The following is a 16,710-nucleotide window of genomic DNA, read 5'->3' as shown; positions in this document are numbered from 1 at the left end:
ATAAATAATTATTCCCTGTTGGATACTTCTAAACCCAAAACTAACTGTGTCTATTATCTGTTGGATTTGTAAAAAACACCCATCAATACCTGGTAGAAATATTATGCCTTTATAATTTATAAAATAATTCTAAAAACGGTATATTTGAGTATGTTTTTTTATGTGAAATAATAAATTATGAATAGAAGAAAATTTTTTAAAAACGGATCTCTTTTTGCACTTGGTGCATCATTATTAAATCCTTTTGATTTAAGTGCAACGAACTTAGACCTTGATATAATCAATAAAAATAAAAAAGCCAAAAACATCATTATTTTAGTAAGTGATGGTATGAGTAACGGAACTCTAAACATGGCCGATTTATACCTTTCCAGAAAAACAGGCAAAGGAAGTAATTGGCTTCAATTATATAAAGATAACAAGGTAAGTAGAGCCTTAATGGATATGGCTTCGGCAAGTTCTATTGTTACAGATTCTGCTGCTGCAAGTTCCTCTTGGGGAAGTGGTTTTAGAATAAATAATGGCGGCTTAAATATTGGAACCAAAGGTGAAACATATCTTCCTATTTGGCAAAAATTTAAAAAGGCTGGTAAAATGGCAGGTTGTGTAACTACTGTACCAATAACGCATGCAACCCCTGCAGGTTTTTGTGTAAATAGTAAAAGTAGAAATGACCAAGAAGGTATTGCTGAAAAATACTTACAGCTAAAATTTGATGTGATGATGGGTGGAGGAAATAATTACTTTTCTGCCGATTATAGAAAAGACAAGGTAGATATGTACCAAAAATTTGAAGAAGAAGGCTATCGAGTGGTTAAATCTAGAGATGAAATGCTAGCAACAAACAATGAGAAACCTATTTTAGGAGTTTTTAATAATGATGGGTTACCTTATACTGTGGATAGAAATAATAGTAAAGAACTCACTCAAAAAATTCCAACTTTAGGTGAAATGACACAAAAAGCAATCGACCGCATGAAAAATAATGATGCAGGTTTTGTGTTACAAGTAGAAGCAGGTAAAGTAGATTGGGCAGCTCATGGTAATGATATTGCTGGTTTAATATACGATCAAACAGCTCATGATGAAGCTGTAAAAGTAGCCATGGATTTTGCTGAAAAGGATGAAAACACACTAGTTATAATTACTACAGATCATGGAAATTCAAACCCAGGCGTTATTTATGGTAAAGATGCCAATAAACAATTTGACAGCATTCAGCAATACAAACACACTAATGATTGGATTTTAAATGGTTTTGGAAAGGAGTCCAGTACATCTCAAGTTAAAGAGCGTATTGAATACGCCAATAATATTGCAGTAACAGATAAAGAGGCTAAATTACTTTTGAGCTACTATACTTCTATTAAATCGGTAGATGGTCTATATAATTACAAACATTTACCTTTTAATGAATTAGCTCAAATTCAAAAACAACACAACTCTGTTGGATGGATTAGTATGAATCATTCTGCTGATTATGTTGAACTTGCCATGTTTGGTCCTGGAAGTGATTTATTAAAACCATTTATAAAAAACACCGACTTGCATTATTTAATGCTAGAAGCTGCTGAAATTGAAAACAGCTACTAATCTATAGCTTACATTTTATTGTTGTTCTATATCCTTATAGAATTGTCTTAAATTAAATTACTCTTTTTCTTGTTTCCGTAATGATATATATCATTTGTTATGAGACATATAGGTTGTAATTTTAGATAATTCAAAAGCAAATATTATGTCTAGCATTAAAAACAGTAGAAGTAAAATAATATATTGGATTTTATTAATATTATCAGTAATTATTGGTGTCATTTTTTATGGCATACTTCAAGGTGAATTTAGTATGCGATTTCTCGTTTTTTTCTCTGGAGTTCCTTTTTTTTTCTTTGTAACCGGAGTTTTTGGATTAATGTGGCCAATTATAAAACCTTCAGGAGATGAAGTTTATATAAGTCATGCACTAATGATAGGAGGTTTTTTCATTATTCTATTTTTTATTCATGTTTGGCTAATCTTACCTCAAATTTGTCCTCATTTTGGAGAATGCCTTCTAGGTCGTTGAATTCAAAATGATATTGCTAAACAGAAGCAAATTTTCTAAGTAAATAAAGACGCTTTAATGGTATTAAAACAAAGCAAAGTGACTTTGTTAGAGTTAATTTTTTAAAAACAGGACTTCATTTCCTTTTCCAATAAAGAAACATATAAAAACACGGCTAAAAGACCTAAATACATCCACATCGCACGAAAATAAGCTAATGGATGTATTTAGGAAATAAATGTTTGAAAAAAGGATATAATTTTAATGTTCGCCGTAACCTACATCATCCATTTTTCCGTTAAAAACTTTGTATTGAATAAACATATAAACAGCAACTAGGGCAGCAGCAATAGCAAACCAGTATACTCCAACGGTTAATCCATATTCATGTGCAGCAACATTGTAAAGTGTTAAATCTGGATTTATACTATTTGTTGAAGGCAATACTTTTGGGAAAATAGAAGATACTGTTGTTGTTAACCCTCCGAATAAAAATAACGATGAAAATATAAACCCATACCCATCTTTTTTGAATGATTTTATTCGGAATAAACCGAACAAACCTGTTAAGGTTATTATTGGGAATATCCATAACCAAGGATGTTCAAAGAAATTATGAAAAGGTTTAGGTTCAATAAGATGCCAAATTGAAATAGAAACTATTACTAAAACTAGAAGGACGATATTAAGATTGAAAATTACTTTTCTCAATTTTTTATTTAAGTCTGAATTGGTTTTGAAAATAATCCAGTTTGCACCATGAATAGCTAAAGAAACGACACCAATAATACCTAGCAAGAGTGTAAACCAATCTATGATACCTAATTCCTCGGCGTGTGGGCTAAGCGTTGGATTCCAAAGTGGTAAAAAGAAAAAATGTGCTTCGTGCGTGGAAACTCCATCTACAACATTTCCTAAGTTTACACCACGAACTACATTACCTAAGGCAACACCAAAGAAAAGTGCCAAAAGTAAACTTGAAATACCAAAGGCTTTATCCCAAATGGCTTCCCACATGCGGTTGTGTACCTGTCCGCGTAATTCTAAACCAATAGCTCTAAAAATTAAAAGCCACAAAATCATCATTAACGGTAAGTAAAACCCACTAAAAGATGATGCATATAAGGTAGGGAATGCAAAAAATAAAACACCTCCAGAAGCAATAAGCCAAACCTCGTTAGCATCCCAAAATGGACCGATAGCGTTAGTGATTGCTTTTTTATCTTTTTCAGTTTTTGCAAAAAACAAATGAATGATGCCTGCACCAAAATCGTAACCATCTAAAATAACATAAATAGCCAACATGGTCATTAAAACGATATACCAAAATAATTCCATAATTAGTGTGTGTTAAGTTGTGGTCCTTTATTAATTATTTTTCCCGCAAGCATTAAAAATAGCAAGCCTAAAAGTAAATACAAACCAATAAAACCGAGTAAAGTAAATAAAGTGTTACCTGCAGATACTGTTGGTGAAGCGCCATCTGCAGTGCGCATTAAGTTGTAAACTAACCAAGGCTGACGGCCTAATTCGGCAGTATACCAACCTGTAGTATTAGCAATGTATGGAAAAGGAAGCATGAATAAAAGCGACCATAAAATCCATTTAGTTGTGTATAATTTTTTTCTAAAAAGCTGAACGGCTGCTAGTAACATTAAACCAATAAATATAGTGCCTAAACCAACCATAATATGATAGGCGTAGTATAAGCCCGGTACATTTGTTGGATGCATACTTTTATCAAATTCGTTTAAACCCTTTATTTGAGCGTTCCAATCTTGATAGGTTAGGAAACTTAAAATGTTGGGTACAGCAATTTTATTATCTAGTTTTTGTTCAAGCATATTAGGTTGCCCTATAAGAACAATTTCCGATCCACCGTCTTCAGTTTCAAAAATACCTTCCATAGCAGCAAAGGTTACTGGTTGGTGTTTTACAACGTTTTTAGCAACTAAATCTCCTGTTGGAAAAGCTACTAATATACTAGAAAATAAACCGAACATTACACCCGTTTTTACAAAGAGCTTTCCGAATTCGCTATGCTTATTATTCAGAATATAAAAAGCGCCAATAGCTGCCACAACAAAGGATGCTGTAATTACGGAAGCTAATTGATTATGGAAATATGACGGTAATAGCCAAGGGTTAGAAAATAAAGCTCCAAAATTATTAAGTACAAACCGTCCATTTTCTAGAATTTCGTAGCCTACAGGATGTTGCATCCATGAATGTGTGGCAATAATTAAATAACCACTAGCCCAAGAACCTAAGAATACTAAAAAACCGGTGACAAAATGGAGTTTATGTCCTAGAAGTTTTTCACCGAAGATAAAAAGCCCTAAAAAAGAGGATTCTAAAAAGAAAGAGAACATACCTTCCATTGCTAAAGTTTGACCTATAATACCTCCTGTGAGTTCTGAAAACTTAGCCCAATTGGTTCCAAATTGAAACTCCATCGGGATTCCGGTAACAACACCCATAGCAAAATTAAGAGCAAAAATTTTCATCCAAAATTTAGCGGCATCATTATATTTTTCAACTTTAGAGTATAGAAATTTTCCTTTAAAATAGACTATCAACAAAGATAATCCCATGGTTAATTGCGGAAATAAATAGTGAAATGTAATGGTAAAAGCGAACTGCATTCTATCATAAAAAAGCATGTCTTCCATAAAAGCAATAATTTGTATTTGTTGCGGACGAAATTATTCGATTTTAATCTTTAAAACAGTAACCTTTGTTACATATAGAATGTTTCAGTAATTAATATAAAACCGATAAATTGTTCGTTAAATTAACTGCAAACAAAGTTAATGAATACCGCTTAGTTCGTTATCATAATAAAGGCTAAATAACAGGACGAAATGAAGATTTATTAAAAGTTCAATAAGTAGAATTAATATTTAAATTATTTTCAATATTAATAAAATTCTCATCGATAAAACAACGCTTTTCGTATAGTCAATTCCTCCAAACTTCTATTACTGTTTTATGTAGATGTATTTAGTTTCATTTTTGTAGTGTAAAACAAAAAACACCTTAAAATGAAATTATATATTATTCTCGCAAGTTTTCTATTTGCACAGATTTCGTTAGGACAAGAAACACTTGATTTACAGAAACCTAAAGTGTGGTCTTTGCAAGATTGTATTAGTTATGCCATAGAAAACAATATTACCTTAAAAGATGCAACATTAGATAAGGATCTTGCCGAAGTAAATTACAGTAAAACTAAATCGTCTCGATTACCAAACTTATTTGGTAGTGCATCGCAAAGTTTTTCTAACGGAAACACGATAGACCCTATTACAAGTAGTTATGTTACAGACCAAATACATAGTACAAATGTGGGTATTAACAGTTCGTTTACTTTATTTCAAGGTAATCAAATAAGTAATCAAATCAAGCAAAGTAAAATTCTTTTAGAACAAAGTAGTTTTTTACAAGAAGAAGCCAAGAATAGCATTGTAATTAGCATTTTAGAAAACTATTTACAAACCTTATTTAGTAAGGAAGATATTGCTATTGCAGAGAATAACTTAGTTGCCTCGCAAAAGGAAGTGTTACGAGCAAAAGCACGTTTAGATGCCGGAACCATAGCTTTAAGTGATTATACAGAAGCTCAAAGTCAATCTGCTACAAATCAATATAATGTAATTACAGCAAAAAATACTTACCAACAATATATTATTGATTTAAAACAGTTGTTGGAATTAACGCCAATGGATACTTTAGAAATTGAAACTATTGATGAAAACATGGATTTAATAAACCTTGAATTAGATAAAATATCCATTTATAATAAGGCTTTAAATTATTTACCAGAAGTAGAGGCAAGCAAGCTAAATGTTGCTGCTAACGAAAAGGAATTAGACATTGCAAAGGGTGGTTATTTACCAACATTATCTCTTTCTGGAAGTATGGGGTCTGGTTATACAAGTATAAATGATAGTACTTTTTCTGATCAGTTTGATGTGAATTTTAATCAGAAGTTAGGCTTATCGTTAAGCATTCCTATTTTTAATAGAAATGAAACAAAATCGGCAGTACAATCAGCAACATTAAATATAGAAAAGGCTGAAATTCAAAAACAAATTACAGAAAAATTACTTTATAAAAAAATAGAAACAGCTTACCAAAACGCCATGTCTGCACAAGAGCAAATTATAGCAGCGCAAGCCTCTAAGGATGCTTCTGAACAAAGCTATAAACTAGCCTTGAAAAAGTATCAATTAGGTGATTTAAGTACCACAGATTTAGTGATTAGTCAAAACACATTCACCAACGCACAGCAAAACTATTTACAAGCCAAATACTTAAATATTTTATACCACCAATTATTACAATTTTATCAAGGAAACGATATTAAACTTTAATTAACATTATATCATATCGAGCAAGCCAAAAGTTAATCAACCTAAGAAAAGGTGATAGCGAACAGCATGTTTCAATTAAAAAACAATAAACATAACCATCATGAAAAATAAAAAGAAACTCATAATAGGAGGTATAGTGGTCATTGTACTTGCAGTTGCAGCTTTTAGTTTTATAAAGGGCGAGGATGCCATTATTATTGAAACGAAGACCATTGTAGCAAAAAAAGCAGATGTAACAACAATGGTAACGGCAACTGGAACTATAGAACCTATAACACAAGTAGATGTTGGTACACAAGTATCTGGAGTGGTAGAAAAAATATATGTAGATTATAACAGTGTGGTGAAAGAAGGTGAACTTATTGCAGAACTGGATAAAACCAATTTAAAAGCATCTACCATGCAATCACAAGCTGCTTATGATAATGCAGTGAGCCAAAGAAATTACATGAAAATTATTTATGAAAGACAAAAAACGTTGTATGATAATCAAGTCATTAGTAAATCGGATTTTGATGATGCGGAATACAATTACGAAACAGCAAAAGGTACGGCTATACAACGTTTATCGGATTTACAATCGGCTAAAACCAACTTAGGTTATGCTAATATTTACTCACCAATAGACGGTGTGATTCTATCTAGAGATATAGATGAAGGACAAACGGTTGCCGCGAGTTACAGTACACCAACGCTATTTACAATTGCTCAAGATTTAAAAGAAATGCAAGTAGAAGCAGATGTAGATGAAGCCGATATAGGTCAGGTAAAAGATGGGCAACGCGTAGAATTTACAGTAGATGCTTATATAGGTGAAACATTTAAAGGTGTTGTAACACAAGTACGTCTAGACCCTACAGTGACATCAAATGTAGTGACTTACACCGTTGTTATTAAAGCTGATAATGAAGATTTAAAATTAAAACCTGGTTTAACAGCAACCATCTCTATTTACACATTGGAATTAAATGATGTGTTAACTGCGGAAGCTAAAGCTATAAACTTTAAACCAGAAGCTGAAATATTAGCAACATATAACGTACAACATAATTTACAAGAAAGTGCAAGTAATATTGATAAAAACGATAAGACACTTTGGGTATTGGGTAAAAATGGAGCAATAACACAAAAAAAAGTAACACTTGGAGCAAGCGATGGTGTAAATGTTCAAATTTTAAGCGGAATAACTGAGGGTGATAAATTAGTGTATAGTTTAAAAGGTGTTTCTAAATCGGAAGCCAATGCAGGAGGTACAAATGAAAGTCCTTTTATGCCACAACGTCCAGGAGGTAACAAGAAAAAGTAAACAGCGATGAGTAAAGAAATAATTAAAATAGAAGACTTAAAGCGTGAGTTTACCATGGGAACCGAAACGGTTCATGCCTTAAGAGGTATTTCGTTTACCATTAACGAAGGCGAGTTTGTAACCATTATGGGATCTAGTGGTTCTGGTAAAAGTACGATGTTAAATATCTTAGGATGTTTAGATCAACCTTCATCTGGAACTTATGAAATTGATGGCGTGCGCGTTAAAGATTTAAGCAGAAATGAGCTTGCAACTATACGAAACGAAAAGATAGGCTTCATTTTTCAATCTTATAATTTATTGGCAAGAACGTCTGCTATAGAAAATGTAGAATTACCATTGTTATACAACAGTAAGGTTTCTACCGAAGAACGCAGAGAACGTGCTATAAAAGCTTTAGAAATGGTTGGTTTAGGAGACAGAATGGGGCACACGCCATCACAGCTTTCTGGAGGGCAACAACAGCGTGTTGCTATTGCGAGATCGTTGGTTAATAATCCAGTTATGATTCTTGCAGATGAAGCTACAGGAAACTTAGATACACGTACCTCTTACGAGATTATGTCACTATTTCAAGAGTTAAACAAAAAAGGTATTACCATTACTTTTGTTACGCACGAGCCAGATATAGCAACCTTTAGCGGTAGAACTATTGTATTAAAAGATGGGCAAATCATACAAGATTACCAAAATCATAATATACAATCTGCAGCAGCAGAATTAGCCAAATTACCTAAACAAGACGATTAATTATGAGACTATTCAATTTATTAAAAATCGCTTTTAAAGCCATCGTTCTTAATAAAACAAGAACGCTGCTAACCATGTTAGGTATCATCATAGGGGTAGCTTCTGTTATTGCTATGTTAGCTATTGGAGAAGGTTCGAAGGAAAGTATTCGTACAACTATTTCTGCAATGGGATCTAACATGATTACTATTAGACCGGGTGCAGATGATAGAGGCCCCGCAAGAGGAAGTGGAGGAGATGTACAAACTTTAACGCTTAAAGATTACGAAAAAATTAAAGAACAATCTTCGTTATTAAGTTACATGACACCTGTTGTTAATGGTAGTGGGCAAGTAATTAATGGTTCTAACAACTGGCCAAGTACTATTTATGGTGTAAATCCAGACTATTTAAAAATTAAAGTAGTCGATTTACAAAGCGGAAGTATGTTTACAGATGCAGAAGTTAAATCGGCTTCAAAAGTCGCTTTAATAGGTCAAACCGTTGTGGACAATGTATTTCCAGATGGGCAAGAACCAGTAGGGCAAATGATTCGTTTTAGTAATATCCCTTTCAAAGTTATTGGAGTTTTAGAAGAAAAAGGTGAAAATACTTTTGGACAAGACCAAGATGATGTTGTTATTGCTCCATACACAACAGTTCAAAAACGTATTTTGGCTATCGATTATTTAAATCAAATTATGGCTTCTGCTATAAGCGAAGATGATGCTCCTGAAGCAGTTACTCAAGTTACTGAAATTTTAAGATATCAACACAAACTAATGGATACTGAAGATGATGATTTTACAGTACGTTCTATGGAAGAGTTAATTTCAACTTTTAGTTCAACTAGCGAGATGTTAACCATTTTACTTGTGGCAGTTGCAAGTATTTCATTATTGATTGGAGGTATCGGGATTATGAACATTATGTATGTTTCCGTAAAAGAACGAACTAAAGAAATTGGGTTACGTATGGCTGTTGGAGCCAAAGGAGCAGATATTTTAATGCAGTTTTTAATTGAAGCTATTTTAATAAGTATCACTGGTGGTGTTTTAGGCGTGTTACTAGGTCTTGGAGCAACGGTTTTTATTGAAAAATTTCTTAATTGGCCTACAAGCGTAGCACTATATTCTATAATTATTTCATTTGTAGTTTGTGCCGTTACAGGTATCTTTTTTGGATGGTATCCGGCAAGAAAAGCAGCCGCTCTAGACCCTATTACAGCATTACGTTACGAGTAGACATATGAACCATTAAAATCTTAATAAAATGAAATTTAGTTGCTTTAAAATAAGTGCTTTTTGCCTTAGTATGTTTTTTGTGGGCTGTAAAAATTCAGACACTAAAAAACGAGTTTTAACCAATGATGATATTCACTTTGTGTTATCAGATACAGGTCAAGATAAGTTTTATGACAATGATGGTAATGAAATTATTAAGCCAAATATAACTGATGATTACTATGGTCAAGATGCCCAATATACTGGTATAGTTTCGTCTTATAAAGATAATGATGATGGAACTATTAGCGATGTAAATACAGGTTTAATGTGGCAAAAAACACCAGATTTTAATCGTCATAATTTTTATGATGCTTTCGATTATGTAGAAAATCTTGAAATTGGAGGTTACACAGATTGGAGACTACCAACAATTAAAGAATTGTATTCATTATTGTATTCTAATGGAGAGTTATTTCCTGAAGATTTAAATAAATCAAAACCTTATTTAGATATTGATTATTTCGATTTTGAATACGAACAAAGAATGCCTTTTGCAGGCCAATATTGGTCAAGTACTAAATATACAAAAGGTCCATTGCAAAACATAAAAATGGAAGGGGCTTTTGGGTTTAATTTTGCCGATGGGCATATTAAATCTTATGAAACTGGTTTGTATTATAATGGCGAAGTAGGTGTTAGAGATCCTGGTTGCTTTGTAAGAGCAGTTCGTGGTAAAGAAAATGTATATGGTGTAAATGATTATGTAGATAATGGCAATGGAACTGTTACAGATAAAGCTACAGGTTTAATGTGGCAAAAGGTTGATAACGGAAACGCCTACAATTGGAAGGAGTCACTGATATATGCAAAAGATAGTGAATTAGCAGACTATACAGATTGGAGAATCCCAAATACCAAGGAATTACAAAGTATTGTAGATTATGATAAAAAAACGATTCCTGCTATAGATGAAAACTATTTTGAATGTACTAATGACGATAGTTGGTTTTGGACAAGTACAACACAAGGAGATTTTAAATATACGGCCTGTTATATAGCATTTGGTAAAGCATATAGTAAAGATAATAGTGCAGCAACAGAATATTACGATTGGCATGGAGCTGGAGCACAAAGATCAGACCCAAAATCGGGTAACATTGAAGATTATTTAATGGAATCTATAAACGCAGCTGACTCTATTAGAATTAATAACTATGTAAGACTAGTAAGAAACGTTGAAAAATAAGTATAGAAACAAATTTTAGTAATTATGAAAACATTAAAAAATACCACAGCAAGAGTTGTAACTTTAATTGTGTTACTCATGTTTACAGTACAGGCATGTAAAGATAAAAATTCAAGTGCTCAGCCAATTATTAATGATGTACAGAATTATGTACAGGTTGCCACTGGTCAAGTGACTTTGTATGATGAAGATGGCAACGTAATTCCATCTTTAAAACCAAGTGATTCACTTTTTGGTCAAGATGCTAATTATCTTAAAGGCAAAAAAATGTCTTATCAAAAAAATGAAGAAGGCATCACAACAGATTTAAATACAGGTTTAATGTGGCAAGAAGTGCCTACCACAGAAGGTTTTGATTGGAAAGGTGCTAAAGAATACTGCGAAAACCTAGAGTTAGATGGTTATGATGATTGGAGGATGCCAACAGCAAAAGAGTTATACTCAATTAGCGATTTTAGCGAAGGTTGGCCTTATTTGGATACCAATTATTTCTCACTTGTAAATAATGAACATGTTGATAAAAGTGAACAATATTGGGCAGATAATAAATATGTAGGTCATACAGAAGAAGGTCAATATGCTGCGGCTTTTGGTGTTAATCATGCTACAGGACATATAAAAGCTTATCCAGGCGAAGAGCCAGAAGATAGAGGTGATCGTAAAGGGCCTCCTCCAGGAAACCAAAAACCTCAAGGGCAAGAAAGTGAAAATGGAGAAAAAGGAAATAGACCTCCACCTCCAGGGAATGGTGAGCGACCAACAGGTAACCCAATGTTAAAGCATGTTCGTGCAGTTCGTGGAAATGCTTATGGTGTTAATGATTTTTATGATAATGGAGATAATACTATTACAGATAAAGCATCAGGTTTAATGTGGTCTAAAAACGACAGTGAAAAAGGTTTAGATTGGAAAAATGCACTTTACTATGCGGAAAATTCCACCTTGGCAGAATATTCAGATTGGCGTTTACCTAATGTAAAAGAACTTCAAGGTATTGTTGATTATGATTTTGCACCTGGTGCAAAAGACAAAGAACAAGAAGGACCTGCAATAGATCCAATTTTTAATATTTCAGAAATTACTAATGAAAATAGCGATATAGATTATCCATATTTCTGGACTAGTACTTCTGCACATTTTCAAAAAGGAAAACCCTTCTATTACGCATGGTATGTTGCTTTTGGACGTGCCGTGAATAATGAAGGTTTAGATTTTCATGGAGCAGGAGCGGTTAGGTTCGATACAAAACATGAAAATGGACCTGCTAGTGAAGGTGGTGAGAGATATTATAATTACGTTCGTTTGGTAAGAAACTTGAAGTAATATAAGTTGTTTAATTAAAATTATTGATGTTATGAAAAAGGATATAGACTTCGGATTATTGTTATTAAGAATAGTAATAGCAGGACTAATGCTATTTCATGGCATTGCAAAATTAAATAGTCTCACAGGTATCGAAAATATGCTTGCAGAAGTTGGTTTGCCTTCAGTGATGGCATATGGAGTATATGTAACAGAGTTAATAGCACCAATATTGATTATAATTGGGTTTAGAATCAGATTAGCGTCATTAATGTTTTTCTTAGGTATGGTTGCTGCACTTATTTTAGCACATGCAGATCATATTTTTGCTATTTCAAAAACAGGAGGTCTAGAAATTGAAGTACTTTTGTTATATGCATTTGGAGGTTTGGTATTCTTTTTTACGGGTTCTGGCAGCTATGCAGTGTCTACTTCTAACAAGTGGGATTAATAATAAATAATATAAAATGCATAAAAATAAAAAAATAAGTGTCCTTTTACACCTCCTAGTTTGGCTTGTTCTGTTTTGTATGCCATATCTTTTATCGTATGGACAAGAGCAAGAAATTAATAGGGTTATTGCACATTTTTGGATTCCCTTAGTTTTTTATGCATTCATTTTTTATCTCAATTATTTTGTTTTTATAGATCGCTTTTTATTCGAGAAAAAAACAACTCAATTTATTTTAATTAATGTTGTTATTATTGCTTTCTTCATATTTTTAAAAGAGCAAATTGAAGTTACCTTTTTTGAAGAGCTTATGAAAAAGCGAGATAATACTAAAGGTGAAGGTCCTCCTTTTAAAATGTTTGTTTATATACAAATGCTATCTTACATGGCACCTTTATTATTTTCTATAGCAATAAAAAGCACAAAACGTTGGGTGAAAACTGAAGCAGAACGTAAAGAAGCCATAAATGTAAAATTGAAATCAGAGCTTCAGCATTTACATTACCAATTGCAACCGCATTTCTTTTTTAATTCTCTAAACAATATTTATGCTTTGGTAGATATTTCTCCGGATCGTGCGAAATCATCAATCCATAGTTTGAGTAAATTAATGCGATATATGCTATATGAAACAAGTGTAGAGTCTGTTTTATTATCTAAAGAAATAGACTTTATGAAAAAGTATATAGAATTAATGAAGCTTAGAATCTCAGATAAAACCAAAGTGAATTATAACTTCCCTGAAGAAGAAACAGGTATAACCATTGCTCCGTTATTATTTATATCATTAATTGAAAATGCTTTTAAACATGGCGTTTCTGCTAGTAAAGAGAGTAAAATTAATATAAATATGACAGTTGATAAACAAACTGTTCTATTTACTATTGAAAATGCTAATTTTCCTAAAAAGACAGATGATAAGAGTGGTTCCGGTATCGGGCTTGTTAATATTGAAAAGCGTTTAGAATTATTATACCCAAACAAACACAGCTTTAAAACGTTTATTAAAAACGAACACTTTTTTGCACAATTAGAAATTGAAACCAACTAAAATAATTTTAAAATTAATCTAATGAAAAACGCACTTATAATTATTTTTTTTTTGATATTAAATGGGACGGTTTTTGCTCATGAAGGTGGACATGGGATTCCTTTAAAACAATGGGAATTAACAAGTACTAATAAAATAATTAATGCTGATTTTGTTAAATATGAAAATGATGAGGTTTGGCTTATAGATGGCAATCATACTGTCAAGATTTTTCAAATTTCAGACTTTTCCGAAGCAAATCAAAAGTATATTAAAACCAAAAGTGAATCCATTCTTGCTTTAAATGGTAGTATTGCTGCTGAAGCTGATTCTCAATCAGTATCAAATTTTAATTGGGCACTTATAGGTTTAGGTATTTTTCTTTTGTCCTTTTCTGTATTTAAACTGATAAAACAAAAAAAAGTGTTGTATTTAACTCACGGAGCATTTGGTATAATCGTTCTGCTAATTGTATCATGTAAAAACACGAATACTGCTAAAACGAGTATTGCAGAAGTGCCTCCCAGTAATGTCTCGATGATGCAAAGTTTTTTCGAAAAATTTGAAGGTGTTACAACACGTACAGACGACAACTACCTGTATATTTCATCAAATGGGTTACCAGATCATGATATGATGGTTGGTATTACAAACTGGCAACAACAAGTGCCTATAAACCAAAATTACACAGGTAATAATAGTTGGGCTATACCTACGCATCCAAAAATGGCAGAACACCCATTATCGACAAAAACCAATTTACTAAAAGGTGCGATTGCTGTCGCTGTAAATGGAATTCCCATTTTTAATCCTTTAAATAATAGAGGTGAAGATGCTAATGCTATTGGAGAATTAGACAATTGGGGCGGACATTGTGGACGTGCAGACGATTATCATTACCATTTGCCACCATTACACCTGCAAGATCAAGTAGGTATTGGTAACCCACTAGCTTATGCTGTAGATGGTTTTCCTGTATATGGAGAAACAACAGATGCGTTAGATGTCTATTTAGGAAAAACAAATGCAGACGGTTCTTATGAATACCATACTATTAAAAAATATCCTTATTTTATTGCAGGTATGCGAGGTGAAGTGATATTAGACCCAAAAACAAAAGCGCCAGAAAATCAAGTATATCCGCAACCTAGAACACAAGAATTACGACCTGCATTACGACCATTGCGAGGTGCTGAGATTATTGACTTTAAATCTTTAGAAGAAAATTCATATGCATTAACGTACAGTTTAGATTCAAAAGAATATACTATAAATTATAGTTGGGACAGAGAAGACACTTACAGCTATCAATTTATAAACCCTGATGGCACAGTAACCGTTGAAACCTATAAACCAAGAGACAAATGAAATATTCAAAATTTATAGTTCCCATACTTTTTATTGGATTGATGTCTTGTGAAAATAATAAAAAAGCGACTACAGAAGTGAATCATGATGATTTTAAAACCATACATTCAGATTTTAAACTATCGAGTATTGCGATAGAGGATGGTGTTTTATTAGATGCTTATAAGTGTGAGGAAAAGGTTAATGATGTTGAAAACTCCATACCTCTTTCATGGGGGAATGTGCCTGAAGGCACTAAATCTTTAGCTGTCGTGATGTATCATTATCCCAAAAAAGATAATAAAACAGAAATCAATTCATATCTGTTATTATGGGGTATAAATCCTGAAACAACAGAGATTCCATACAAAATGGCGTCTAAAGGTAATTGGTTTATGGGTGCAAATAAAGATGGTACAGCCATATCATATACGTCACCTTGTTCTCGTGGCAAAGGTAAGCACGAATACATCATAGCGCTTTATGCCTTATCAGAAACACCTGCCATTTTACCTAAAAAACACAGTTTAACCGTAGATTACAATGTATTTATGAATGCATTGGATACCGTGAACATTATAGATAGAACGACTTTAACATTTATAGACTCAAATTAAAAACAAGCATAAAATGATATACTTAAAGAATACGACACTAATGTTTGTTTTAGCCTGCTTTACAATGACGGCTTGTAAAAATGGTGAAAACGCTAAGAAAACAACACCTGAAAATTCAAAAATATATAAAGGTACAGCCTCTGTATCTCAAGGGGCAGCAACAGTGCTTACTCAAAATATATTTGAATGTGATAGAGGTAGAGAAGCACCAATAGGCGTTTCTACCGCAACAGATGGCAGTAAATGGACGGTTCCTGCTGAGGTTAATTTTACTGAAGATAGTTTTCCTTTTGCATCAGATTTGTTTAATCCATGTACAAAAGTGGAATATACCTCGGCAGATGAAGCTTTAGCAGCTTTAGACGGAACAGATATTATTGAGGTTGATGCCGATGGTGAAATAGTTACGGCATATGTATTTGCTGATAATTATTTTGAAATGTATATTAATGGAACTCCAGTAGGTAAGGACAATGTTCCGTTTACACAGTTTAATTCTAATATAGTTCGTTTTAAGGTAAACACGCCTTTCACAATAGCCATGAAATTGGTAGATTGGGAAGAAAATAGTGGTTTAGGGTCTGAGGCTAATAGAGGACAAACGTTTCATCCAGGAGATGGTGGAATGGTAGCTGTTTTTAAAGATGCTAGTGGAGATATTATCGCAACAACAGATACTAATTGGAAAGCCCAAACATTTTACACGGCGCCTTTAATAGATTTGTCTTGTGTTCAAGAAGAAGGTACTTTAAGGTTAAGTGAAACGTGCAGTACAGAAGACTCTAATGACGGAACATTATATTACGCTTTGCATTGGAAAACACCATTAAATTGGCAATCTGCAGATTTTGATGATAACGAATGGCCTAACGCAACCGAGTTTACAAATAATACTATAGGTGTGGATAATAAACCTTCTTACACTAATTTTACTAATATTTTTGATGATAGTGAGGCAGATGCTCAATTTATATGGTCAACAAATATTATTTTAGATAATGAGGTTATTGTTAGATACACTGTTAATTAAACTTTA

Annotated in this window: 15 protein-coding genes; 13 read left to right on the top strand and 2 right to left on the bottom strand. The window is 32.8% G+C overall.

Translation table 11 applies throughout. The features are described from left to right. Positions 1-177 precede the first annotated feature (177 nt). Both GQR97_RS16115 and GQR97_RS16110 read left to right on the top strand, forming a co-directional pair. The gene (locus GQR97_RS16115; RefSeq protein ID WP_158850254.1) at positions 178-1,593 is read left to right on the top strand and encodes an alkaline phosphatase; all 1,416 of its coding nucleotides are present in this window, start codon (positions 178-180) and stop codon (positions 1,591-1,593) included. A gap of 145 nt (positions 1,594-1,738) precedes the next feature. After that, on the top strand, positions 1,739-2,065 hold the full coding sequence (locus GQR97_RS16110) for a hypothetical protein (protein ID WP_158850252.1): 327 nt from the start codon (positions 1,739-1,741) through the stop codon (positions 2,063-2,065). A 240-nt stretch (positions 2,066-2,305) separates the two neighbouring features. On the opposite strand, the gene cydB is transcribed toward GQR97_RS16110, so the two are convergent. Together cydB and GQR97_RS16100 are read right to left on the bottom strand one after the other, a co-directional pair. After that, positions 2,306-3,382, bottom strand: coding sequence for a cytochrome d ubiquinol oxidase subunit II (gene cydB / locus GQR97_RS16105; RefSeq protein ID WP_158850249.1), 1,077 nt, complete (start codon positions 3,380-3,382; stop codon positions 2,306-2,308). A gap of 2 nt (positions 3,383-3,384) precedes the next feature. Continuing rightward, positions 3,385-4,716 carry a cytochrome ubiquinol oxidase subunit I gene (locus tag GQR97_RS16100; protein ID WP_158850247.1) on the bottom strand — a complete coding sequence of 444 codons (1,332 nt, stop codon included), beginning with the start codon at positions 4,714-4,716 and terminating at the stop codon, positions 3,385-3,387. Between the two features lie 372 nt (positions 4,717-5,088). Here GQR97_RS16100 and GQR97_RS16095 point away from each other — a divergent pair, with 372 nt between their 5' ends. From GQR97_RS16095 to GQR97_RS16045, 11 genes are all read left to right on the top strand, one after another. Next, the gene (locus tag GQR97_RS16095) at positions 5,089-6,420 is read left to right on the top strand and encodes a TolC family protein (RefSeq protein WP_158850245.1); all 1,332 of its coding nucleotides are present in this window, start codon (positions 5,089-5,091) and stop codon (positions 6,418-6,420) included. Positions 6,421-6,520: 100 nt separating this feature from the next. Next, the gene (locus GQR97_RS16090; RefSeq protein WP_233267560.1) at positions 6,521-7,726 is read left to right on the top strand and encodes an efflux RND transporter periplasmic adaptor subunit; all 1,206 of its coding nucleotides are present in this window, start codon (positions 6,521-6,523) and stop codon (positions 7,724-7,726) included. 6 nt (positions 7,727-7,732) lie between these two features. Then, complete coding sequence (locus GQR97_RS16085) at positions 7,733-8,476, top strand: ABC transporter ATP-binding protein (RefSeq protein WP_158850243.1); 744 nt, start codon at positions 7,733-7,735, stop codon at positions 8,474-8,476. A gap of 2 nt (positions 8,477-8,478) precedes the next feature. After that, the gene (locus tag GQR97_RS16080) at positions 8,479-9,699 is read left to right on the top strand and encodes an ABC transporter permease (protein WP_158850241.1); all 1,221 of its coding nucleotides are present in this window, start codon (positions 8,479-8,481) and stop codon (positions 9,697-9,699) included. A gap of 28 nt (positions 9,700-9,727) precedes the next feature. Further along, positions 9,728-10,927, top strand: coding sequence for a DUF1566 domain-containing protein (locus GQR97_RS16075; protein WP_158850239.1), 1,200 nt, complete (start codon positions 9,728-9,730; stop codon positions 10,925-10,927). 24 nt (positions 10,928-10,951) lie between these two features. Next, complete coding sequence (locus GQR97_RS16070; protein WP_158850237.1) at positions 10,952-12,250, top strand: DUF1566 domain-containing protein; 1,299 nt, start codon at positions 10,952-10,954, stop codon at positions 12,248-12,250. Positions 12,251-12,281: 31 nt separating this feature from the next. Beyond that, a complete protein-coding gene (locus GQR97_RS16065; RefSeq protein WP_158850235.1) occupies positions 12,282-12,680 on the top strand; it encodes a DoxX family protein in 399 nt (132 codons plus the stop codon). 16 nt (positions 12,681-12,696) lie between these two features. Beyond that, positions 12,697-13,731 carry a sensor histidine kinase gene (locus GQR97_RS16060; protein WP_158850233.1) on the top strand — a complete coding sequence of 345 codons (1,035 nt, stop codon included), beginning with the start codon at positions 12,697-12,699 and terminating at the stop codon, positions 13,729-13,731. A 21-nt stretch (positions 13,732-13,752) separates the two neighbouring features. Continuing rightward, positions 13,753-15,078, top strand: a complete 1,326-nt coding sequence (locus tag GQR97_RS16055; RefSeq protein WP_158850231.1) for a YHYH protein — start codon at positions 13,753-13,755, stop codon at positions 15,076-15,078. Further along, on the top strand, positions 15,075-15,674 hold the full coding sequence (locus GQR97_RS16050; protein ID WP_158850229.1) for a YbhB/YbcL family Raf kinase inhibitor-like protein: 600 nt from the start codon (positions 15,075-15,077) through the stop codon (positions 15,672-15,674). The genes GQR97_RS16055 and GQR97_RS16050 overlap by 4 nt, the downstream gene beginning before the upstream one ends. Positions 15,675-15,687: 13 nt before the next feature. Further along, complete coding sequence (locus GQR97_RS16045) at positions 15,688-16,704, top strand: hypothetical protein (protein ID WP_199269868.1); 1,017 nt, start codon at positions 15,688-15,690, stop codon at positions 16,702-16,704. Positions 16,705-16,710: the final 6 nt, after the last annotated feature.

The sequence above is a fragment of the Algibacter sp. L1A34 genome (assembly GCF_009796805.1).
GTDB lineage: Bacteria > Bacteroidota > Bacteroidia > Flavobacteriales > Flavobacteriaceae > Algibacter.
Note: the sequence above shows the minus strand (reverse complement) of the source record. Positions and strands in the feature narration are given on the sequence as shown.